At 34.1% G+C, this 23,405-nt stretch carries 25 protein-coding genes; 10 read left to right on the top strand and 15 right to left on the bottom strand.

The features are described from left to right. Nucleotides 1-2: 2 nt before the first annotated feature. From EJ01_RS10385 to EJ01_RS10340, 10 genes are all read right to left on the bottom strand, one after another. Nucleotides 3-248: a 50S ribosomal protein L31e gene (locus EJ01_RS10385; protein WP_048080992.1), complete on the bottom strand. Its 246-nt coding sequence runs from the start codon at nt 246-248 to the stop codon at nt 3-5. Nucleotides 249-260: 12 nt separating this feature from the next. After that, on the bottom strand, nt 261-419 hold the full coding sequence (locus EJ01_RS10380; RefSeq protein ID WP_048080993.1) for a 50S ribosomal protein L39e: 159 nt from the start codon (nt 417-419) through the stop codon (nt 261-263). A gap of 29 nt (nt 420-448) precedes the next feature. Next, nucleotides 449-1,045: a DUF7411 family protein gene (locus tag EJ01_RS10375; protein WP_048080994.1), complete on the bottom strand. Its 597-nt coding sequence runs from the start codon at nt 1,043-1,045 to the stop codon at nt 449-451. Next, nucleotides 1,042-1,377, bottom strand: a complete 336-nt coding sequence (locus EJ01_RS10370) for a DNA-binding protein (protein WP_048080995.1) — start codon at nt 1,375-1,377, stop codon at nt 1,042-1,044. Before EJ01_RS10370 ends, EJ01_RS10375 begins: the two co-directional genes overlap by 4 nt. 43 nt (nt 1,378-1,420) lie before the next feature. Continuing rightward, nucleotides 1,421-1,858 carry a 30S ribosomal protein S19e gene (locus EJ01_RS10365; RefSeq protein ID WP_048080996.1) on the bottom strand — a complete coding sequence of 146 codons (438 nt, stop codon included), beginning with the start codon at nt 1,856-1,858 and terminating at the stop codon, nt 1,421-1,423. 14 nt (nt 1,859-1,872) lie between these two features. Further along, a complete protein-coding gene (locus EJ01_RS10360) occupies nt 1,873-2,106 on the bottom strand; it encodes a YhbY family RNA-binding protein (RefSeq protein WP_048080997.1) in 234 nt (77 codons plus the stop codon). Further along, entirely contained in the window at nt 2,099-2,470 is a 372-nt protein-coding gene (locus tag EJ01_RS10355) for a ribonuclease P protein component 4 (RefSeq protein ID WP_052376068.1), read from the bottom strand. The genes EJ01_RS10360 and EJ01_RS10355 overlap by 8 nt, the downstream gene beginning before the upstream one ends. A 338-nt stretch (nt 2,471-2,808) precedes the next feature. After that, on the bottom strand, nt 2,809-3,348 hold the full coding sequence (locus EJ01_RS10350; RefSeq protein ID WP_048080998.1) for an adenylate kinase family protein: 540 nt from the start codon (nt 3,346-3,348) through the stop codon (nt 2,809-2,811). Between the two features lie 8 nt (nt 3,349-3,356). Beyond that, nucleotides 3,357-4,136: a sulfide-dependent adenosine diphosphate thiazole synthase gene (locus tag EJ01_RS10345; protein WP_048080999.1), complete on the bottom strand. Its 780-nt coding sequence runs from the start codon at nt 4,134-4,136 to the stop codon at nt 3,357-3,359. A gap of 33 nt (nt 4,137-4,169) precedes the next feature. Continuing rightward, nucleotides 4,170-5,267 (bottom strand): OBG GTPase family GTP-binding protein, encoded by a 1,098-nt coding sequence (locus EJ01_RS10340; protein ID WP_048192879.1) that lies wholly within the window; start codon nt 5,265-5,267, stop codon nt 4,170-4,172. Between the two features lie 374 nt (nt 5,268-5,641). Here EJ01_RS10340 and EJ01_RS10335 point away from each other — a divergent pair, with 374 nt between their 5' ends. Further along, entirely contained in the window at nt 5,642-6,022 is a 381-nt protein-coding gene (locus EJ01_RS10335) for a CBS domain-containing protein (RefSeq protein ID WP_048081001.1), read from the top strand. Nucleotides 6,023-6,104: 82 nt separating this feature from the next. Here EJ01_RS10335 and EJ01_RS10330 read toward each other — a convergent pair whose 3' ends face one another. Then, complete coding sequence (locus EJ01_RS10330) at nt 6,105-8,477, bottom strand: STT3 domain-containing protein (protein ID WP_048081002.1); 2,373 nt, start codon at nt 8,475-8,477, stop codon at nt 6,105-6,107. Between the two features lie 244 nt (nt 8,478-8,721). Then, the gene (gene topA / locus EJ01_RS10325; protein ID WP_048081003.1) at nt 8,722-10,857 is read right to left on the bottom strand and encodes a DNA topoisomerase I; all 2,136 of its coding nucleotides are present in this window, start codon (nt 10,855-10,857) and stop codon (nt 8,722-8,724) included. A gap of 359 nt (nt 10,858-11,216) precedes the next feature. Here topA and EJ01_RS10320 point away from each other — a divergent pair, with 359 nt between their 5' ends. The 3 genes from EJ01_RS10320 to EJ01_RS17305 all read left to right on the top strand — a co-directional run bounded on the left by EJ01_RS10320 (nt 11,217) and on the right by EJ01_RS17305 (nt 13,041). Next, nucleotides 11,217-11,738, top strand: coding sequence for a metallophosphoesterase (locus EJ01_RS10320; protein WP_048081004.1), 522 nt, complete (start codon nt 11,217-11,219; stop codon nt 11,736-11,738). 54 nt (nt 11,739-11,792) lie between these two features. Further along, on the top strand, nt 11,793-12,398 hold the full coding sequence (locus EJ01_RS10315; RefSeq protein ID WP_048081005.1) for an RlmE family RNA methyltransferase: 606 nt from the start codon (nt 11,793-11,795) through the stop codon (nt 12,396-12,398). Between the two features lie 409 nt (nt 12,399-12,807). Next, nucleotides 12,808-13,041 carry a hypothetical protein gene (locus EJ01_RS17305; protein WP_048081006.1) on the top strand — a complete coding sequence of 78 codons (234 nt, stop codon included), beginning with the start codon at nt 12,808-12,810 and terminating at the stop codon, nt 13,039-13,041. Nucleotides 13,042-13,140: 99 nt separating this feature from the next. Here the strand turns inward: EJ01_RS17305 and EJ01_RS10310 are convergent, their stop codons facing one another. Beyond that, on the bottom strand, nt 13,141-13,578 hold the full coding sequence (locus EJ01_RS10310) for a hypothetical protein (protein WP_048081007.1): 438 nt from the start codon (nt 13,576-13,578) through the stop codon (nt 13,141-13,143). Between the two features lie 121 nt (nt 13,579-13,699). Here EJ01_RS10310 and mcm point away from each other — a divergent pair, with 121 nt between their 5' ends. From mcm to EJ01_RS10285, 5 genes are all read left to right on the top strand, one after another. Next, complete coding sequence (gene mcm / locus EJ01_RS10305) at nt 13,700-15,703, top strand: minichromosome maintenance protein MCM (protein ID WP_048081008.1); 2,004 nt, start codon at nt 13,700-13,702, stop codon at nt 15,701-15,703. A gap of 191 nt (nt 15,704-15,894) precedes the next feature. Beyond that, the gene (locus EJ01_RS10300) at nt 15,895-16,302 is read left to right on the top strand and encodes a translation initiation factor IF-2 subunit beta (RefSeq protein WP_048081009.1); all 408 of its coding nucleotides are present in this window, start codon (nt 15,895-15,897) and stop codon (nt 16,300-16,302) included. Nucleotides 16,303-16,351: 49 nt separating this feature from the next. Then, nucleotides 16,352-17,410, top strand: coding sequence for a 60S ribosomal export protein NMD3 (locus tag EJ01_RS10295; RefSeq protein WP_052376066.1), 1,059 nt, complete (start codon nt 16,352-16,354; stop codon nt 17,408-17,410). Between the two features lie 90 nt (nt 17,411-17,500). Beyond that, the gene (locus EJ01_RS10290) at nt 17,501-18,457 is read left to right on the top strand and encodes a tyrosine--tRNA ligase (RefSeq protein WP_211251417.1); all 957 of its coding nucleotides are present in this window, start codon (nt 17,501-17,503) and stop codon (nt 18,455-18,457) included. 8 nt (nt 18,458-18,465) lie between these two features. Further along, nucleotides 18,466-18,663 carry a hypothetical protein gene (locus EJ01_RS10285; RefSeq protein ID WP_048081011.1) on the top strand — a complete coding sequence of 66 codons (198 nt, stop codon included), beginning with the start codon at nt 18,466-18,468 and terminating at the stop codon, nt 18,661-18,663. Nucleotides 18,664-18,811: 148 nt separating this feature from the next. Here the strand turns inward: EJ01_RS10285 and EJ01_RS10280 are convergent, their stop codons facing one another. Both EJ01_RS10280 and tmk read right to left on the bottom strand, forming a co-directional pair. Next, nucleotides 18,812-19,255 carry a hypothetical protein gene (locus EJ01_RS10280; protein ID WP_048081012.1) on the bottom strand — a complete coding sequence of 148 codons (444 nt, stop codon included), beginning with the start codon at nt 19,253-19,255 and terminating at the stop codon, nt 18,812-18,814. Nucleotides 19,256-19,613: 358 nt separating this feature from the next. Then, nucleotides 19,614-20,189, bottom strand: coding sequence for a dTMP kinase (gene tmk, locus EJ01_RS10275; protein WP_048081013.1), 576 nt, complete (start codon nt 20,187-20,189; stop codon nt 19,614-19,616). Between the two features lie 489 nt (nt 20,190-20,678). On the opposite strand from tmk, the gene EJ01_RS10270 reads away from it, so the two are divergent. Next, complete coding sequence (locus tag EJ01_RS10270; RefSeq protein ID WP_048081014.1) at nt 20,679-23,339, top strand: DUF3656 domain-containing U32 family peptidase; 2,661 nt, start codon at nt 20,679-20,681, stop codon at nt 23,337-23,339. The last annotated feature ends 66 nt before the right edge of the window (nt 23,340-23,405 follow it).

Here is a 23,405-nt window from a genome sequence, read left to right as displayed (position 1 = left end):
ACCTATTCAACTAAGGTGACTGCAACTGAACCATCTTCTTCCTGTACAGCTTTTACTTTGATTTTAGGAGGTATCTTTTGAATTCCTCTTTCCCATATTTTTTCGTTGACAGATGCGTCTATTTTAACGTCTTCTGTTTTCATATGTTTTCCTATGAATTCTTTTACGTAACGTATTGCTCTTGGGGACCTGATAGTCCTTGGAACATTTTTTACTTTCCTTAATGGTATAACATAGACTCTTTCCATTTGAAAATCCCCTTAAACTTTTAAGCTACTTCTTCTCCAATGTCTTCTCATTTTTGGATGAGACATTACTTTTCTATTGGTTTTAATTCGTACCCATACAGGCACAGTCCTACTTTGCTTGTTAGCTTTAGCAAGCCTTAGTTTTTTAGCTAATGGCCTATTTCTACTCATTTTTTCACCACATTAAATATTGATTTGTGTTAAATTTTATTTTTCCAGCCCACAACTCGGGATTGGATATGACTTGGAAATATCCTGCTCGATGCGCTTTCGCCTTCAATTTCATTTATGAGGTATCTGATTTCAATCTCATAATCAGAATTGTTTTCCATACTGGTCTGTTCCTTTTTGACTTCAAAAAGCACATCTGAGAGATTATTAATAGTCTTGTGACCAAATCCGCGGAGGGTTATATATTCAACATTCTGTCTGCCTTCAAGGCTGTTGATTTCGTTTCCTTTAAGTTTAGGGATTCTGTCATCCCTTCTTGTACCATCTGCAACCACGTTATAATCACGTGAAACAAGGTCTAATGCTTCTTTATGAATATAATTTATTCCATTATTTGGAAATCCATCATTGATGATAATATCAGTTGCATTTTCCAGTATCTTTTTATCGGCTTTAAAAACGCGGTGTTTAAAACCAAGCGCAGATGCTGATTTTGCTGCAGGTTTAAAGGAATCAAATATCCCAAAATTCAGGGTTACAAGTTCAACCTCATATCCCAATTTTGTAAGGATTACAGCAATAAGCGAACTATCTTTTCCTCCGCTGTAGAGAACACACGCTTTCATTTTCTTGTTATGTTAATCTCTCTTTTTTGACCAACAAGATTTGTCAGGAGATGTTTGAGCTGATCATCAGTTATTTTAGATTTTACTCGCCCCATTTGAGCAAGCTGAATAAGTTGAAGTTCTATTTGTTCAACGAGTTCAGGTTTAGTGAGTCTCAAATTCGCAAGTCTGCCCCGGGCTTCAGAAGTTAATATCTGCATCATAGCCTGCTTTTTTTGAGCTTCCATCTCTTGGCGGGCTTGTTCTTGTTGTTGGGGTGATGCCTGCTGCGCTGCAGCTTGCTGCTGTAACTCTTGCATCCTTTTACGTCGTAGTTCTTCAATATCGCTCAAAATTCAACCTCCATTATTATCTTAAATTTAATGAAAACTTTACTTAATATTTAGCAAGTTCAGGAATATCTTTTTTAACGATGTTTGATGCTTTGTCAACGAAGGATTTTCCTTCAGGAGTTATGATTCTTCCTTCTTTTATTTTGGCAATGAATCCAGCATCTTCAAGTTGATGTAAAGCTGTTCTTATTACAGAACCGCTGCCTTTCCTGAATTTTTCTGGTTCGCTTCCTCTATCTTTTTTTCCACCATAATAGGATCTTAAACTGTTCAGTCCAACAGGGCCATCAATGTAAACCTTTCTTAAGATTGATGCACATCTTGTGTACCACCAGTCTGCATCTTCAGGTCGTCTTTCTTTGTGAACTCCTGTTTTGACAAATTTCGCCCATTCTGGCGCGTTTATACTTTTATTTTCATTTAAATCCTTTGCAATTGCACTGATAAGCAAATCTGCAGGAACATCATAAACTGTAGTCATATTTAGCCTCCTAATTACCTATTTTTTTTATAAATTACAGCAACGTTACCTCTTAAATCAACGAGTTTAGACTTTGATTTTTCAGTTATCTCAGTTATATAATTTTGTTTTTCTGAGGATATACTTTTTGAAAATTTCACTTTAATTACTTCGTGAGCTTTAAGCTGTCTTTTTATTTCATCTATAACATTTTCATTTATTCCAGATTTTCCAATATTTAGTGTGAATGTTGAAAGTGATCTATTCATTAATTCCTTCTTTGATAATGTGGGACTCAACTCTTCTCCTCCTTTTATCTTTCTGCTCTCTTATATATGGAAGGGTTACTACATTTCCACATTCAAGGCATTTTATAATAATACATGAATTTTTCAACCGGATTTGACAATTCTTTCCAGGTTTCAGAAATTTATAACAGTTTTTACAGAATCTCCTCTTCCAGATTCTTGGCATTCTTACATTATATTTTGTTGCAATGTTTCTGGCCATTTCTACATAGCGATCTGACCTATGCGGGTGGGTATTATATGATTCTTCTGCAAGTTTAAACAGGACATCTATTCTTTCTTCTGCTATTTTTAACATCCATCTTGGTCTTCTTCCCCTTCTCAAAGTCTAGCCTCTAATGAGTCATTAGTTAATGTTAGAATATAGAAATGGATCTTAAGTTCTTGTGTAGGGGTTGAATTGCTGAATCAATAATTAACACAGTGATTTACAATTGAATCTGCATTATCCGTAATCCTAATACAACATATAATCTACTTAAGAATAATATTATAATTTATCTGGTATTCTATTTAAAAAGCTTTTCCCTCTACCCTACAAAACTTTCAAACCTAAATGAAATTTGCAAAAAGGTGAATCAAAATATGAGATATCAAAAATGATTGATTTAAATCATAGGATTGAAATTAACTATTTGATACTCCCATTCTATCAAACTGAAATTATTTTAAATATTCCAGAAAATCCACATTTCCTACAGGAAAACTTTTATCACCATTTATCACATCGATTATCAAATCAGCAACTTGTACTGGTGGGATGTCACTGGTATCTATTTCATTGACTTTATCGCCGTGAATTTGGAACGCTTCGTAGGAACATACATCGATAGCTTCAGCTTCAATATTTTCACGTATTTTAGCTGCTTTCCATCCTTTAATCTTCATACGATCACGCAAAACATCAGGATTTGCCCTTAAAACAATTACTATATCTGAATTTTCAAAAAGATGTGAAAGATGCCCTTCCACAACTACATACCTGTCAGGGCCGTCTACCTCCCTAATTATCTCATCCATCTCATTGAAGAGAGCATCCAGGTCTACTATTTTGTATCCCCTCTCTTCATCAATTCCATTATATAGATGTTTTTCATCAACGAGTTCATTGATGTTAACGAGGTATGCATCTATTTTTTCTACAAGTATCGATGATACAGTAGTTTTTCCAACACCAGGCGTTCCTGTAATAAGGATTATCATTTTTTCATTTATTTTAATTTTTCAATTAATATTTCAGCTATTCTTTCTCCTGAAAGGAGCATTCCACCAAATATTGGACCCATTCTTGGAGATCCGTAGACTGCATTTGCTGCCATTCCTGTGACATACAAACCAGGATATACTTCTTTGGTGTTATCCATAAGAGCTTTTTCTCCAACTTCTGCCCACATTGGTTTTTCACCTATGATAGTGCCTGTTTCAGTGTTGAGTTTTGGCCCTACTTTTTTCTCTACAACTTTTACAACTTCACAGTCGTGTCCAGTTGCATCGATTACTGCTTTAGTTCTTATGGTAAGCGGATCAACGTGCAATCTTCCCATTTCAACTGCACTCCAGTTCAAGACAAGACCAGCGACGTCTTTACTTTCTTTCATCATTACGTCTTCAATACTTATTAAATTAAAGATTTTAAGACCTGCTTGTGTTGCTTTAGAACAGAGTGTTGACACGCATTCCACTGAATCAGCGACATAGTAATCGTCATCATATTTTTGGGAGCCGATGCCAAATTCATCCAGAATTCTTTTACTTTCTTCCTGGACAACTATCTTATTGAACATCATGCCGCCGCCCCACATTCCGCCGCCGATGCTTAGTTTTCTCTCAAATAATGCGACTTTAAGACCTGCTTTTGCAAGGTAATATCCGGCTACAAGTCCTGATGGGCCTCCACCACCTATTGCAACATCAATATCTGTGTAATCTATGAAATCTTCCATGAAACTTTCAATTATCGCTCTGGATATTTTTACGTCATCTAATTCCATTTTTTTCACCACTGTTTCATAATTATTTGAGTTTTACTTCTTTTTAACAATTATCCTTAAAACATCCCCATCATTCAGCACATGATCCAGTCCAACTTTTTGACCTTCAAATTTTACTGATGCCCCCCAGCCCTTTGCATGCCTGAAATTCCTGACAAATTCACGGTGAAGTTTACCTGCCACTTCTTTCACTGTGGAACCTTTCCTCACAATAAGTGGTTCCTCATAATCTGCTTTTCTGCCTTGAGGTTTTAAATAAATACGGATAAGAGCTAACTTATTAAATATTTCTCTTTTAAGTTCTTCAACATTAATTTGCTTGTTTGCAGATATAAATATTGCATCAGGCATATGAGACTTAACTTCATCAAAATAATCTTTATCAATTAAATCTATTTTATTTACAACTTCTAACATCGGGATATAACGGCAGCTTACATCCATACTATCGATAAACTGGTCTACAGTTACATCATCCCTTATAAGGACATCGGCACTGTGAATTCCATACTCATTCAGCACCGATCTTATGGTTTTTTCATCTATGTGTGTAAGTTTTACAGTAGAAGAAACTGTCAGCCCGCCCATTTTTTTGGGTTTTACCGTAACATCAGCCCGGGTTTCATTAGGCCTTATCCCTATATTTCTAAGTTCTTCAGATATGACATTTATATGCTGAGGGTTAAAAACATCGAGTATTATAAGTATCAGATCAGCATTTCTTGCAACTGACAGTATTTCTCTTCCACGACCTTTTCCCTTTGAAGCGCCTGTTATTATTCCCGGAATATCAAATACCTGAATTTTAGCGCCTTCATACTCCATAACGCCTGGAACTATCTCTAATGTTGTAAATTCATATGCTCCAATTTTAGATTCAGCATTTGTAATATCGTTTAAAAGGGTTGATTTTCCAACTGATGGAAATCCTACCAGTACCACTGTCGCATCCCCACTTTTTTTCACATGGAAGCCTGACCCTTTTGTTCCTTTACTGCTTCTCTTTATAGACTCCTCCTTAAGCTGAGATAATTTAGCTTTAAGCTTACCTATATGATGTGAAGTAGCCTTATTATACGGCGTTTTCTTAATTTCATCCTCAATCTGTTTAATTCTATCTTCAAGAGCCATAATTCTCACATAAAATTAGTTCAAGTTATAAAAATCATTATAAATACATAAAATACCTATTTACATAAATACTGCAAATATGACACATTTCATAAAATGACAGTTCATTAAACGTTAACTATTAAATAGAATTACTATTAATAATTACTGTTAGCGTTTTCATTCTTAAAAATGTTTTTAATCATTTCATTTAAAATTACAGTTCTTTAAACATCATTTAATTAAATATAGTTACTATTAGCTTTTTCATACTTAAAAATGTTTTCAGTTTCAGATCATATTATCACCATAGAAAGTAATAATAATTAGTTGAAACTTAATATCAAGTGTCAGATTGGGTAACATATTTTTATAGGAGTTAATTAGGTGATATGATGGATGTTAGAGAAATTATGGTAGAGGGAGTAGAGACCATAGATGAAGATGAAAATCTAGAAGTTGCTTTAAAAAAATCTACAGAGGAAGGTGAAGGCGGAAGCCTTATAGTAGAACATGATGGAGAAGTAGTGGGAATAATTACAACATGGGATGTTTTGGAAGAAATCGGTAATGACCATAATTTAAAGGATATCAAAGTTCATGATGCAATGGAAACACACCTCGTAACAATTCATACCGATGATAAAATAGAGCATGCTGCCAAAGAAATGGTAGACCATGGTATCTGGAGATTACCAGTAGAAGAAGCTGGTCAAATTGTAGGTATTGTTAGTGCAACTGATATTCTTGTAAATAGAATACGGAACATCATGTAAATCATAATTTAGTCAATAAATATCTATAAAAGCTCGAATTTCCCAATTATAAATTAATAAAATGAATTAGATCCCCAATGATCTAATTCACGTTCCAAACTACATATCCGCCTACAGAATGTGCAAATTTGAATCTACTTAAACCTGCGCCATTTTCAAAGTACAGCCGTGTAAACATGGAATTTTCAAGTTCCTTGTTCATAGCCACAGCCAGGCAACTGTTATTGTCCATAGCTAAAAGTATGCTTATTGAGCTCTGATTAGAAACAATTTGATTCATTACTATTTGATTATTTTTAATTACAATCAGCTTATGAGGCGCCAGTATTTGAGTTTGATTATTCTGAGTATATGCCAATCCCGCAGTTATCTGAGTTCCATTTATCTGCGCAACAATACCATTTTGCGCATGAATCGCTACAGTACCGCCTAATGGGCTGACAGATGCCTGCTGTGCAGAATAACCATAACCCTGTCCAGTTCCGTTTTGGAAATTCCAATTTCCAAATTCTGACCACACTCCAGCCTTAATAATCATATCTGCACTTAATATAAGCTTGTATGGAGCAGAATTGGTAGGATGTGTATACTGTAACACATTTTGAGCCTGAACCGGAGTTAAATTATAATCTTTTGTAAGCATAGTTTGGGCTGCCTGTTTATCAACTGGTAAAATTTTGTTCAATATTTCAACACTTTTACCAGTATCATGTGTATAATTTTCAAGGGTTGAAATACCCTCTTCACCGCTTGAAGTCAACATCCTAAGTATTCCGACAGATAAGTTTTCGTTGCTCGTTAGCAAAGCCCTTCCAACCCAGTAGGCACGAGGCGTATTTTGAGACCCGCCGTCAAAAGTAACCGGCCTGTCCCCTACTGCCGTGAAAAAATGGCCAAAATCCCACCATGAAGTTAAAACCGTATTTGGAGGGGTGTTATCTTTGACCCATGTTAATAATTCATACATTGAATCATCTGCACTTGGAACTATTTGATTTGAAAATGTATATGCTGTTGCTACAGGTGAATATGCCACAACTGCAATTACAAATAAAATGGCCAGTGCAGAGTATCTGGTATCTTTTATGTATTTTTTGAAGTAAGGTACAAGTAAACCAATTAAAATTCCTGCACCTAATACTATTGGGACTGAAAAGTTTTCAATAAATCGTTGCCCTTTTGTTAGAAGGTAACCCAATCCCAAAAGCCATATTGTAAATAAAATTACGTATAAAAGGTAATTTTTTTTATCTTCTGTTATATGAGGATCCTCTAAAGTATTCCTTTTTTCTTCAATAACATTTGCTCTTTTTTTAGACTTTCTTCTAGGTTTACTCTTCCTTTTTGGTGCTTTTAATTCTTTTGTACGAGTATTCTGACTTAGTTTCAATAAAAGGAAAGGAATAATCATAATTCCCAGCATAAATGGTAATATTCCACCTACCCCATCTACAACATTCCAGAATCCAGGGGTTAACATCTCTCTAACTGACAAATATACATTTGGATATGATGTTCCTTGAACTGAACTCTGTAATTGAGTAGCTTGAGAAATACTGGAAATAATACCTGTAAATTCCGAGAATCCCATGATGATGCTTACTAAAAGAAATCCTGCAACCGCAAATACTACCAGCGAAAAGAGTACTGGCTGATCCAGAAACCATTTGAACCTATTAGGATACTCTTTAGATGGTTTAACTGTCTCCATTTTGAGAATATAATTTGAAATTAAAAGATATATAATTCCAGTACCTATCACGAGATAAAACATATACCACCATTCTTGCCATGCCATTGAGTAAACAAGTACTGAAATAGCAGATAACATTATATAAATCAATCTAGTCTTGATATTCTTTGCAAGCGTGCCTACAATAAAAAATCCGACAATCAGAATTGGGAATAGCGCGGCAAAAATGTCAGTGTCAAAAAATCCTGCGAATGTGTGGGAAAAGTACCATGGAGCTAGACCCGCTAAAATTCCCGCAGTTATCCCCCCATAATCATTGGTAAGCCTCCTCACAAATAAATAAGCAGGAATAACAGCCAGCGATGCTATAAATGGGGCCAGCCACACAGCAACTCCATTTAAGGGCACGTTTGTAAATGAATTAATCAGCTTATATGCAAACGCAGTGATATAAATAATAAGCGGGGGGTACTCTGCTGATCTACCCGAGGGATAATAAGAATGCAAATCCCATGGAGTTCCATTTATTATTGTATCTCCAAGATAGCCGTGGTTAAGATAATCCTGAGTCAATCTATAGTTGTAGTAGGAGTCCATTTCACTGAAGTATGGAAAACCATTTTGATCCTCAAAATATGCTTTATAATCCTGGGGCACCCCCGATACAGACATTGCATCCATTCTAAGTAGGAAAGCCATTAAAAATAACAGGAGTATAATCAGCGCTGGTTTAAGTTTGAACAAAGTCTCTTTTGCATCCATATATGATCCTCTAAATTACTATTTTATGAGTGAATTTTATTATACTCAGTTTAGTACAGAGGTGTTTAAAAAGGTATAGATACTACGGCTTTTGTACTTTCAAAAACTCAGCCATATTTATAAAAGCATTAAGTGATTTAAAGAATAAAATATAACAAAACAGATTATTAAAAATAGTTTATAATAAAATAAAGATCTATAAAGTCTATTTTAAAAAATTAGAAAATGAACTAAATTAATTCAATTATTTAGCTTCCTGTTCTTCTACAGATTTTGTAAATCTGCATTTTGGGAACCCGCTGCAGCCTATAAATTCTCCATACCGACCCATTCGTTTAATAAGCTGTTCACCACATTGAGGACAAACGCCAACAACTTCATTTGTCGATTCTTTACCATTCCTACCACATTTTGGATCCAGACATGCCCTCTGACGTGGTTTTCCAAATGATATCATTGGAAGTCCGCACTTTTCACATTTGGTTTTAAGTACGTTGGTACCTCTAGGTATAGGGTAAGTTACCTTACATTTTGGATAAGCAGAACATCCCACAAATGTGCCTTTGGTCCTGTAAGAATATTTCATAACCAGGTTACCGCCGCACTTACATTGGCCTACAATTCTGCTTTCCTGGTAAGCCTCATAAAGTTTCTCACCGATCTTAGATTTATTTTTCTCAATATCGTCGAGAATAGATGAAAGTCCAACTTTAGCTTCTTCTATAACGTTGTCTTTGGTAATCTTATCCGCCATGATATCTTCAAGTTCAGTTTCGAACTTTCTTGTAAGTTCCTCGCTTGTTATATCCTCAGAATACTCTTTTAGTGTATCTATAAGGTGTTCACCAAGTTCATTAACCTGTATTTTCTGACCTTCAATGTATTTTCTGTCGTAGAGGATAGATATTATATTTGCCCTGGTTGATTTAGTACCGAGACCTCTTTTCTCGAGTTCACGTATTAAAGAAGCTTGATTGTATCTTGCAGGTGGTTTTGTTTCCTTTTCTTCGCATAAAATTTCATTAACCTTTAATGTATCCCCTTTCTTAATGTCAGGGAATTTTTCATCTTCAATTTTCCTGAAGGGATAATGTTCAAGCCATCCCATTTTTGCCATTCTTTTTCTGCTGAATGAAAATTCCTGCGAATTAATATTTAATTTCGTTTTCATGGATTCTTGAAGTGCATCTTCTCCAAATACAGATATAAACCTGTAAACTATAAGTTCATACAGTTTCTGTTCATTTGTATCCAGCCCAGTAGGTAACGTACCTGTTGGGTGAATAGCAGGGTGCGCTTCATCTGTTTTTTTACCTTCATTTGGTTTTAAAGGTTTTTTGAGTGCATCTACATGCTTTTTGAACTCTGCATTTTTACTCAACTGCTTAAGTATCTTATCATATCCGATACTTTTTGGGAGTTTCTGTGAAGAAGTACGGGGATAAGAAGTGTAACCTTCTGTATAAAGGTTTTGAGCAATTTGCTGGGTTCTTTTAGGGCTGAATCCAAATACTCCGTATGCCTCTGACTGGAGACTTCCCAGATCAAAAGGAACTGGAGGTGTTCTTTTGTTTTCCCTTAAAGTAACATCTGTTACAACTGCATCTGCATCCCCACAGTCAGCTAAGATGCCGTCTGCTTCTTTCCTTTCAAATATTTTCCCAGCCTTATGATCAGCGATTATATCATCTTCAAGAGCTGCTTTTATAAGCCAGTAAGGAATTGGTTTGAAGTTTTTAATCTCTTTTTCACGATCAACCAGTATAGAAAGTGTTGGAGTTTGAACTCTACCTGCAGAAAGCTGAACATACCTTGATGTAGCTTCTCTTACAGAATCAGTGAGATATTTGGATATATTAACCCCAAATAAGAAATCAAGTACGTGTCTTGCAATACCGCTGTCAACCTGATGAAAATCGATAGGGATTGGATTTTCATAAGCTTTAACTATATCTTCTTTGGTAAGGGTTGAAAATTTCATCCTTGTAGCTTTATCTATACTGTCTTCACCACATGCATACTTCAATGCATTATATCCAATTACAGTTCCTTCTATATCGTAATCGCAAGCATGAATAAATTTATCAGCGCCTTTTGCAAGCTTTTTAATGGCATCCACATAATTTTTAACGTATTTTTTCTGTTTATCTTTATCATAAAGTGGAACCCAATCTATATCAAAAATTTTGTCCTGTTTTGAATTTGTAGGTGAAAGGGAGTATAAATGTCCTACCGCAGATAACACAGTTGTTTTTTTCCCATTTTCTTCAAATTCATAGTACGGAACCTTTTTATAGCTATTTTTAATTGTATTTCTAGAAAGCGCATTAGCTATTTTCTCAGATGATTTTGGCTTTTCACAAATTATGACTTCATGCATGATATCACTCAAAATAGTACTCAAATAACATTTTATATTATATGTATTATTATAGCATATTGATTTAATTATTTTTAATATTAAGATAAATATATGTAATAATCATCTTATTTAAATCTATGATCTATTAATATAGTAACCTTCGTATATTTAAAGACATATACAATTTATTGAATTATAAAATTTTTATATTTCAAGTCATGTAAAATAGTTAAATACTTCTTATTCAAGATTTAAATGATATACATCAAGTAAATTATATTTAAATTCATGAAATAATTAAACCCTGATTTTCAAGCAGTGTACTCACAATCTTTTTCTATTACATATTGATATTATTAGATACAAAGGAGATTAAAATGTTAATTGGCGTTATATCCGATACTCACATTCCAGAGAGAGCTTCAAAGATACCTGAAAAAGTGTTTGACATATTTAAAGATGTGGATATGATCCTGCATGCAGGAGATCTGGTATCTTACGATGTACTGGAGGAACTTGAAAAAATAGCTCCAACTAAATGTTCTCAAGGGAATATGGACCGAGCTTGCGGCATTAAACTTCCAAAAAGTGTTGTTTTTGAGGTTGAAGGCATAAAAATTGGGCTCAACCACGGCCAAGTCTATCCCCAAGGAGACACCCAACAGTTAAAATATATTGCAATGGAACTTGGAGTTGAAATCCTTATTACAGGCCACACACACTGGTCATTCATAACTGAATTAGAAGACGTGCTTCTTTTAAATCCAGGCAGTCCAACTGTTCCAAGGTTATCCGATCCATCAGTTATGCTTCTTAAAATTGAAAATAAAAAAGTTGATGTAGAAATAATTAAAATTGGAAAACCAGTATGTAAGGCCCTTAATTTTCAGAAACCATAATAAAATCAGTTTTATTAAATTTGACAATATAAAATAATTTTAAAGGAGTTTAAAATGAGTGAAAAATGGAAAATTGAAAGTAAAAGTGAACATTACTATAAAATGGCAAAAAAGGAAAAATACAGATCCCGAGCATCATACAAATTAATACAGCTTAATAAGAAATTCAGAATTATTAAACCTCGAGATTACGTGGTAGATTTAGGTGCTGCACCAGGAGGCTGGTCTCAAGTAGCGCTGGATATAGTTGGAGATGACGGGAAAGTTGTTGCTGTGGATCTTCAAAGGATAAGACCATTTGAGAATGAAAACTTTATTCAGATTACAGGCGATTTTACAGAAAGTGAAACTGTGGAAAAAATAAAGGATTCGCTTGAATGGAATGCAGATATAATCTTATCTGATGCTGCACCTAAACTAACTGGAATAAAAGACATTGATCAGCTTAAATCCATTGATATCGTGGAAAATGCATTAAAAATTGCAGATGAAGTCCTTAAAATTGACGGCAGCATGATTATAAAGGTATTTCAGGGAGAAGGATTTCAATCACTTCTTAAAGAGGTTAAAAAGAAATTTAAAATAGTTAAAACAACAAAACCTCCGTCTTCAAGGAAGAAAAGTGTTGAAATGTATTTAATAGCCTTAAAAAAATATTAGTTTTTGAATAAGAATTAATTTTTATAGTGGGGCATATGGCTAATGAGAAAATACATCCAAACAAGAATATGTTCATTTAATTAACATTACTAACTGATAACGAATATATTAAAATGTAATTCGATTAAATAACTAAATCTCAATAATTTAGGGATAATTCAAATAAAACATTGGAATTATACCCAAAGATCATAATCATTGCCCCAAATGCATCCCTATTCTCTATTAAAGATCAAATAGTGTACTCGTTTTTACTACTTAGAATTAGATTTTAACCTTTTTATTGTTATTACTTTATTGAATTAAATTATTATCATAAATGAATAACAATAATATTTTTATTTGAAATAAGTATTATCTAAAAGCAGTGCATAAATTATATTAATGAATAAAAATAATATAATAATGTATGAAGCACATAGATGAAGAACTTTTTAAAAACTCATTTTATTTCTTGTTAGAAAGTGAAGAACTACCAAGAGAAACGTTAATAGAACGTATCAAAGAATTACCTCGAGATGAACTGGAAGATATGGCCCATAGAGCCATAAGTTTGGCATTGCGCGAACGAGAAGCACGTCATGCTCTGCAGTGCAAAATTAATCAGCGATTTCATGACACGTTAGAAATGACTTTTTACTAAGTCTTCTTTTATTCCTTTTTTGTGCTTAAACTAAAATTAATGTAAACAAGCCGGATTCACTCCAGCTGTCCACCTATAAAAAATATTCATTTTTAATAGCTAAGAAACTTCACCAGTTACAGTACTTACACTTTTTTGAGTTTTCTGTAATTGAGCAATAGCTGCATTAAGTCTAGTGTTAACTACATCCTGAGGCTGATTTGTAGATAATGCACTTTCCACATCTGTTATTGCAGTCTGCGCTTTTACAAGCTGAAGTTCAGCATCAATAGTATCATTTCTAATTTTACTACTTGAAGATTTACCCGCTTTAGACTTAACTGTATTAAATGAATTATTCAACGTAGAATACTCCGATTTTAACGACGCCAAAGTATCATAAGCAGAACCAGTACCCACATTAGAGGAAACTTTAGATGATACATCAGCAACGACTATATACGCAACAACACCTATGAAAAGGACCAGCAATATTATTCCCAGAACTGATATTGTCATTGATGTAAATTTGAATAAGTTTAACCTTGATCTTTTCATTATATCACCAGATTAACCGTTTTAGGTTTTATAAATTATTGAAAATAAACTTCATTAATTAATTAATTTTTATCATTTGTATAGTAAAGGATATTATATTATACATAGATATACTTTAACAATGGACACCATAACCGAAAAATCAAAAACATCAGTAGCAAAATTTGAAGAGTTTTTCAGCACACCCGAATGTAAAGAGATTGTTTCTGAAGCGCTCGCCAAGTATCCTGACGAAAGATCTGTAGTAGTGAACTATTTACAGCTCGAGATGTTTGACCCGGACTTGGCTGATTTGCTGATCGAAAAGCCAGAAGAAGTTATACAGGCAGCACAAAAGGCAATAAAAAACATAGATACAGCCAGAAAAAATGCGGATTTACAGGTGAGGTTTGAAAATTTAAGTAATGTAATTCCTTTAAGGGACCTAAAAAGTAAGTATATCGGTAAATTCGTTGCAGTTGACGGAATTATTAGGAAAGCCAATGAAATCCGTCCGCGAATTGTAAATGCGATGTTTGAATGTCGAAGCTGCATGAGGCTTCATGAAGTTCCCCAAAAAAGCAACATGATAAGCGAACCTGCACTATGTCAAGAGTGCGGTGGCAGATCATTTAGATTAATTCAAGACGAATCTGAATTTATTGATACTCAGACTACAAAGCTTCAAGAACCTCTTGAAAATTTATCTGGGGGAGAACAGCCCAGACAGATTAATGTAGTTTTAGAAGATGATCTTGTGGACACCATAACTCCAGGAGACATAATAAGGATTACAGGAACTTTAAAAACAGTTAGAGATGAACAGACAAAACTTTTCAAAAATTATATCTACTGTAACTACATTGATGCACTTGAACAGGAATTTGAAGAACTTCAAATAAGTGAAGAAGATGAACAGGAAATAGTAGAACTCGCAGCCGATCCTGACGTTTATAATAAAATTATTAATTCAACAGCGCCTTCAATCCAGGGTTATAGAGAAGTAAAAGAAGCTATAGCTCTCCAGTTGTTTGGAGGTTGTGTAAAGGAGCTTGAAGATAAAACCAGGATCAGGGGAGATATTCACATACTTATTGTTGGTGACCCCGGTATTGGTAAATCTCAGATACTTAAATATGTATCAAAACTGGCACCAAGGGGAATATATACAAGTGGTAAAGGTACAAGTGGTGTAGGACTTACCGCAGCTGCTGTTAAGGACGATCTTGGAGGATGGTCGCTTGAAGCAGGTGCATTGGTCTTAGCAGATAGGGGTAATGCTTGTGTAGACGAACTGGATAAAATGAGGTCTGAAGATAGGTCCGCTATACACGAAGCATTAGAACAGCAGACAATAAGTATTGCAAAAGCAGGTATAATGGCAACTTTAAACTCTCGATGCGCCATGCTGGCAGCAGCGAACCCGAAATTTGGAAGATTTGACCGTTATAAATCTGTTGCAGAACAGATAAACCTTCCAGCACCGATACTTTCCAGGTTCGACCTCATATTTGTTGTGGAAGATAAACCTGACGCTGAAAGGGATAGAAAACTTGCAGGCCACATTTTGAATATACATAAAAGTGCGGAAATTCCTTTTGAGATTGATCCGGAACTTTTAAGGAAATATATTGCATATGCAAGAAAGCAGCCCAGCCCTGAACTTACTGATGATGCCATTGAAGTACTTAAAGAGTTTTATGTTGGAATGAGGGGCAGCGCAGAGGATGAAGATTCTCCAGTTCCAATTACAGCCCGTCAGCTTGAAGCGCTGGTCAGGTTATCTGAGGCAAACTGTAAGATACGTTTAGGAGAAAAAGTTACTGCGGATGATGCAAAAAGGGCCATTAAGCTGCAGCAGGAATGTATGAAACAGGTGGGATATGACCCTGAAACCGGAAAAGTTGATATTGACAAAGTAGAAGGACGTACACCTAAATCAGAACGTGATAAAGCCAGAGTTCTTCTTGATGTCATTAAAGAGTTAAGTGAGGAATACGGCGGTAGAGTACCAGTCAACATACTCACTGATGAAGTTTCCGATAGGTACAACATAGGTGAAGATAAAGTCAAGCAGATAATAACAAAACTTAAACAACAGGGACTAGTATTTGAACCTGCATCTGGATATCTTAAAACAGTGTGATTTATCCACACCCCATTTTTTTTATTTTTCAAAATTTTGACTATTTTTCCATGTCCAAAGAAATTTATAATTTCACAGCCGAGATCATTACTTTTTTAAGTCATGAAAAGTATAACTATATCCATTATAATTTAAAATGTTATTTTTAAGATTATAACTAAACCAATTCAACTTTATTGGAGGTTGATAATATGAGCGATTACGATAAATTATTAGATAGAGCTATAGACCAGTTACCCCAAAAGGTTTTTGAAACAAAACGATTTAGCGTTCCTAAAGCATATTCAGTAATTCAGGGAAACAGGACAATTATACAGAACTTTAAAGATATTACAGAAGCATTAAACAGGGACCCTCAGCATGTTCTCAAATTTTTACTCAGAGAATTAGGAACTGCAGGGAATTTAGAAGGAAGCAGAGCTATAATGCAGGGTAAATTTACACACTACCTCATAAATGAAAGAATAGACGACTATGTAAAAAGATTTATCATGTGCCACGAGTGTAACAGGCCAGATACCAAGATAGTCCGAGAAGACCGTGTATTTTTACTTAAATGCGAAGCATGTGGTGCTAAAGCTCCACTTAAGACATTATAAATGGTATTTCCCATTTATAAATACTATTATTTTTAAATGAATGATTTTTATGTTCTGTCCAAATTGTGGAAAAACTGAAGAGAAACTTTTTGATAATCTCTGTAAATCCTGTTTTTTAGAAGATGTTGTTTTAGCTGAGGTTCCTGATCAAATAGAAATAACAATATGTGCCCACTGCGAATCTCGCCTTGAGAAAGGAAAATGGCATGATTTAGAAATATCAGACGAAGAAGTTATACTCAACACGTTAAATGACAATATAACATTAAACAAATATGCCGAAGATGTTGAAATTGATCTTGAACTGATTTTAGAACGAGGATCTACCCTTGAATTTATTGTACATATCACAGGATCTATTTTAGGGGAAATAATCGAGCAAGACTATAAGTTAAATGTTAAAATCAATAGAAATGTCTGCCCAGAATGCAGTAAATACATGTCAGGATACTATGAGGCCGTAATTCAACTAAGGGCAGATAACAGAAATCCCGACGAAGAAGAGATAAACTCCATTGACATGCTCGTCGCAGACAGTATCAATAAAATTTCAAAGAAGAACAAAATGGCATATATAGCAGAGCGCTTCGTGCTTAAAGAAGGAATAGATTACTATGTTGGTTCTCAGAAGGTTGCTAAAAGATTATCGAATATCTTGAAGGACCACTTTGGTGGAGTTATTAAAGAATCACCTCGGCTAATGGGCCGTGACAAATCTGCTGGAAAAGACCTTTACAGGACATGGATTTCTTTTAGAATACCTTATTTCAGAGTTAATGACTTTGTTAAATATGGAAATATTTTAGGTCAGGTTACAAGTATAGAAGGTAAACGAATTTCAGTCCATGATTTAGTTTCGCAAAGCCAGACCTCAATCCAGTGGCGTGATTACGATAAAATAGAAACAGTTGCAAAGAAAGAAGATATTAAGGAAACAACTGTAACTGCAAAATCTCCAAATTCAATTCAGATACTTCATCCCGTTTCATATGAACCGTTAGATATAGATATAAATCCTGAAATTGCTGATGTTGAAATTGGGTCTCAAGTACCTGTAGTTGAAATAGAAGGGAATGTTTATATTTTAGGGAACTTTAAAAATAATTAAATGTGCAAAGTGATAATTTAAATATTAATAAATTATCTGATTTTCAATCATGATGATAAAATTCATTTTTAGATAATTTACGGTGATATAATGGACATAGATAATACAATAGACATGATAGAAAGAGGAACACTGGAAATAATATCCCACGATGAACTTAAAGAAAAACTTCAAAAAGATTCTCCTGTAGCTTATATCGGTTATGAACCCTCGGGAAAAGTCCATCTTGGACATGCTATCACCGTTAAAAAGATGATAGACCTGCAGAAAGCAGGGTTCAAAATTAAAATTCTTCTTGCAGACCTCCATGCATATTTAAATGAAAAGGGAACCCTTGAAGAAATTAAGGAAATTGCAGATTACATGAGGAAATGTTTCCTTGCCTTTGGATTGAGTGAAGAAACTGAATTCATTTTAGGTTCCAGTTTCCAAACATCAGAAGAATACACCTGTAAAATATACCAGCTTGCACTTTCAACTACTCTTGCACGTGCAAAACGAAGTATGGCACAGATAACAAGACATGAAACTGATCACCGCGTTGCAGAAGTAATATATCCTCTTATGCAGGTTATAGACATGCTGTTTTTAGATGTTGATGTTGCACTTGGTGGAATGGAACAGAGAAAAATACATATGCTTGCAAGGGAAAACCTACCGAAAGTAGGGTCTTCTGTACCAGTTATAATCCACACACCACTTCTCCATGGAACTGACGGCTCTGAAAAGATGTCTTCAAGTAAAGAAAATTTCATAGCTATTGATGATTCTCCCGAAACTATAAAAAAGAAGATTAAAAACAGTTTCTGCCCAGCAGGAGAAGTGGAAGGAAATCCGATAATTGAAATAGCAAAACACTTCATATATGACCATAAAGACACCATGTTAATTGAAAGACCTCCTAAATTTGGAGGAAATCTTGAATTAAGTTACAATGAGCTTTTAGAGTCATATAAAGATGGAAAATTACATCCCCTTGACCTCAAAAATACAGTAACAAATGAATTAATTGAAATTTTAGAACCTGTAAGAAACTATTTTGAATAGGTGATTTTATGGAATATGAAATGAGAATACCTCCAGGAACTCCATCAAAATTGGTGGAAGAAGTTATGGAAAAATACGACAAATTAGAATTTAAACAGACTGAACACGGACCTGTAATTGTCGGTGAAAAACAGGACCTCGAAGGTGCACAGGACATTATTATCAGGGGTTTAAACCAGAGAATAAAAGAATTAGAGGATAAATAATAATTATCCTTTAAATATTTTGGGCTATTTACCACTTATAAATGAATTTGAACCAGAAAATAAAATAATTAATGGATAAACAATAATTATCCTTTAAAATTATTAGTTAAAATTTAAAATCTTGAACTATCAAGATGCATGCTTATTTTTATTGTATTTTTACAACATCTCTAATATCATCAATTATATCCTCTACTATATCATCTATACCGTTTTGATCGCTCCATGTGCAGAGTTCTGTTCCTGGAACATCACCAATATCTTCAAAGGTGCTTTCATCGCTCCAGGCTCTTTGTAAATCTTCAGAACAAAAACCTAAATCCGTATCATGATTTTCATAAATAACATCCCATGTTTCAGAGTCCCTAACTTCCCAGTACCAGCTGTAGGTAATGGCACATTTTTCCTCATCTGTTCCACTGGTTAAATCTTTAGTTAACCCCTGACAGACTTTTGATTCCTCTTCATAGCCTACAACTAAAGATCGGCCGTCATCAAGATCAATCTTCTTTTCCCAGATATCTTTAGGGCCATCAACTTTCTCTAAATCCATATTAACTATCATATCTGTAAGTTCATCTTCATTTACCATACTTGTTTCTCCGCAAATAGTAAATAAACTCAGAATTTCATTAGAGCTTGTTTTTTGTACAGATGATATTTATGATTTAAATAATACTTAATTTTTGTGCATATTCATAATTCCATTAAAATAGATCTATAATTTGCATGTATTATTTGCATGTATTATTTGCAAACAAAACAAATTGAATATCTCCCTAAAAAAACAGGTTAAAAATTTAAAGAAATAAAAATACAATTAACTAAACACATCTACCAATTTTGGAAGATATTACCCTCTTTGTTAATTCCATTATTTACAAACAAAACAAATTGATATCTCCCTAAAAAAACAGGTTAAAAATTTAAAGAAATAAAAATACAATTAACTAAACACATCTACCAATTTTAGGAGATATTACCCTCTTCATTTCATCATAAACTTTGTTAATTCCATTATTTGCATTTATAACAAAGAAATCATTCTTTTCTGCAAGGTCAAGGTATCTTTCCCTTATTTTTTCAAGAAAGATCTTATTTTCAAAGCTATCTTTACCATCGCACCGCTTAAGAGCAGTTTCAACATCCAGATCAAGCAATATTACCATGTCCGGTATTTTAACAAATTTATTTAATTCGTAAAGCCATGAAGGGTCATTTTGATAAACAATACTCGAATAAAAACACCTGTCACTTATTACAATTTTACCAGATTCTTCTGCAGCCTCGATTTCATCCATAAGTACCATGCGGTCGGCAGCAAATAAAAGAGCCAATGTTTTCTGGAAATTTTCTCCAGTTGCGTCAGGATCCCTGAGCATTTTCCTTATTAATCTCCCAGTATCAGAATCAGTGGGTTCAAAAACCCGCATAACTTCAAATCCGCATTCATTGAGCCATTCCTCAAGAAGAAGAATTTGTGTTGATTTTCCCGAGCCGTCAATGCCTTCTAAACATATATACATACTGGTTAATTATTTCCATAATCCTAAATATAGTTTGAGCTTAATGATCTGTTACACATCTGGCATTAAAAAGTATAATTAGCTAAAACTAAATAAACTACTATACTAAAATTTATTTTAACGCTCATGTCTGATCCTGTGCACGGTTTATACTTCATGTTGTGATACTTTTAATTTAAGTTGACTTGTTTAAAAAAAATTCATTATTTAATCAATGATTAACATAAATTACAGCACTAACATCAACACCATGTAAAAATTACATATTTTAAGGTCACAAAACTAACAGTCTTCAAAATCATATAAAATCAAAGATTTTTTTTATGCTCAGAAAAATACATAGCATGCGAAAATCACGGATTTTCGCGGTTATAAAATCTCTGATTTTGTAAACATTTTTCTCTAGCTGTTAACATTCCAATACATGAGCGTTTTTGAAATTATTTATGATTATAAATCCTGTTATTTACATTTATCCGGAGGAATACAATGAAAATAGAAATACCAGAACTACTGGCACCTGCAGGATCTATGGAATCCCTGAAAGCAGCTGTGAATGCAGGGGCAGATGCCGTATACCTTGCAGGGAAGCAGTTTGGGGCACGGCATTATGCAGCTAATTTTGATAACACAGATTTAAAAGAAGCTGTTCATTACGCTCATTTAAGGGGTGTAAAAGTTTATGTAACAGTTAACACTCTCATTAAAGATCAGGAACTTCCAGATTTAGCTAAATACTTATTATTTTTATATGAAGGTGGAGTAGATGCAATTTTAGTTCAAGATATTGGCGTTGCACATATTGCAAAAGAGCTTGTTCCAGATCTTGACCTCCATTCATCCACACAAATGACAATTCACAACACTGAAGGAGTTAAATGGGCAGCAGAATTTGGATTCAAACGGGTGGTGCTTGCAAGGGAAATGAAACTGGCAGAAATAGAGGAAATCAACAAAAATATTGAACCCGGAGAAATTGAACTTGAAATATTTGCACATGGAGCTCTATGCTACTCCTATTCAGGACAGTGCCTTTTATCTTCATTTATCGGCGGGCGCAGTGGAAACAGAGGTATGTGCGCACAGCCGTGCAGGAAACCATATGATCTAATCCTAGGCGAAAAAGATGAATACGGCCGGCCCATTAATACAACTAAAGTTGAGATAATGCAAAGCATTATCGAACATCAAAAATCAAAGATTTTTGAAGTGAAAACTAAAGAGAAATATTTATTATCGACACGTGATTTAGCGATTTACGAATATCTTGATAAAATATCGAAATCATCCGTAAGTTCACTCAAAATTGAGGGCAGAATGAGGTCTCCAGAATATGTGGCAGTTGTTGTGAGCACATATAGAAAAGCACTGGATTCTATTAAAAAAGGAAGATGGAAGCCCAGAAAAAAAGACATTGATGACCTTAAATTAGCGTTTAACCGTGATTTTACAGGAGGGTACCTTTTAGAAAAAGACGAAAGCTCGGTAATGAGTCGGGACCGTCCTGGAAACAGAGGAGTTTATGTTGGGCCTGTCACTGATTACAAGAAGAAAGATAAAGAAGTTGTAATTGAAATTAAAAATCAAATTATCCCTGAAAAGGGAGACGGCATCGTTTTTATAAATAAAGATCAAAATAAAAACGATTATGGTATGGTAATACATGAATCTCCATCTATTTATAAAAATAAAGCTACGTTCACTGTTCAACGCCCATTAAGACCTGGAACTTTAGTTTATATAACACGCAGGAGATCGCTGCTTGATAAAGCTCAAAAAATAATTAGTGATGATAAACATCAAATAAAAGTTAATTTAGATATATTTGTAGAAAATGATGGTTCTATTTCACTTAAAAGTAAATTTAATGGTCCAGATAATGCTCAAATTGAGCTGGAATTAGTTCCTGATTTTAAAATGGAAAAAGCAGTTAAAAAACCCGTAACTGAAAAAATAATTGAAACCCAGTTTAGAAAAACTGGAGGTACCCCATTTGATATAAAAAATATAAATATACATTATCCAGGGGGATTTTTTGCACCAGTCAGTGAATTAAACAAGCTCCGCAGGGAACTATTTGAAAAAATAGAAGAAAAATTAATTTCAGCATCCTGTCCAGGTAAAAATAAAATGAAAGAAGCGCATGATAAATTAAACAAGCTGCTCCCTCAACTGGACACAAAAGCAAATAATGCTAAACTAGCTAAAAAATCAATTAATTTAGCGGTATATGCCGACAATCTGGACGTCCTAAAAGGCGCTGCCAGCGGGAAATGCGATAGAATTTATTTTGACCCATTTACCGGAAATACAGCACGGGACTGCTGCCCTAATTTAAATATGGAATCAACCTTAAATTTAATCAATGAAGCTGTGTCGATCTGTAAAAATACAAATACTGAATTACTTTTAAAATTACCTAAAATTACTCCAAGCCATTATTTAGCCTCTTTAAATTCTTTTCTAGCTAAAGCTTTTAATGCAGGGATTAGTGGAGTTATGACCGATTCTATTGGAGCTGCAGAATTTATGTTAAATCTCAATTCTCAGATTAATCTTTTTGCATCTTCCGGACTTAATATATGGAATTATAAATCAGTTGAAGAACTGCAAAACATTTTTAGTAATTTTACTGTATCCCCTGAGCTTTCAAAGGATGAAATTAAAAGGCTTGCTTTCAATATTCAAACTAGAGGAATTGATTCAAATTTAGAACTTTTAGTACAGGGAAATATGGAATCTATAGTTTCTAAAGACTGCATTCCCCATATTGCAGGAGATAAAGTTCTTAAAAATAAAAATGCCGGAAAATCATTTCTGGGAATAGAAGATGCTAAAAACCACTTATTCCCGATAAGATTGGATAATGAATGCAGGACCATCATTTTAAACTCAGTGGAGTTGTGCCTGGTAGATCATATGCCCCAAATTTCTAAAATAGGCCTTGATACAGTTATAATTGATGCAAGAGGCAGAACTCAAAAATATGCCCATGATATGAGTCATATCTATAGAAAAGCCATTGAGATCGGGGCTAAGAATGACCAAAAATCAAAACATGAACTTAATGCTTTAAAAAATAAAGTTAAAAAGATCTCTTTAGGTGGGATAACAACTGGGAACTTCCTCAGAGGAGTTACAGAACAATAAATTTCCCGACCAATTACCCCCCCCCCAATTTCATAACTTATAGAAAAATATTAATAATTTTTTTAA

It is taken from the genome of Methanobacterium veterum, assembly GCF_000745485.1.
Taxonomy (GTDB): Archaea; Methanobacteriota; Methanobacteria; order Methanobacteriales; family Methanobacteriaceae; genus Methanobacterium_D; species Methanobacterium_D veterum.
Note: the sequence above shows the minus strand (reverse complement) of the source record. Positions and strands in the feature narration are given on the sequence as shown.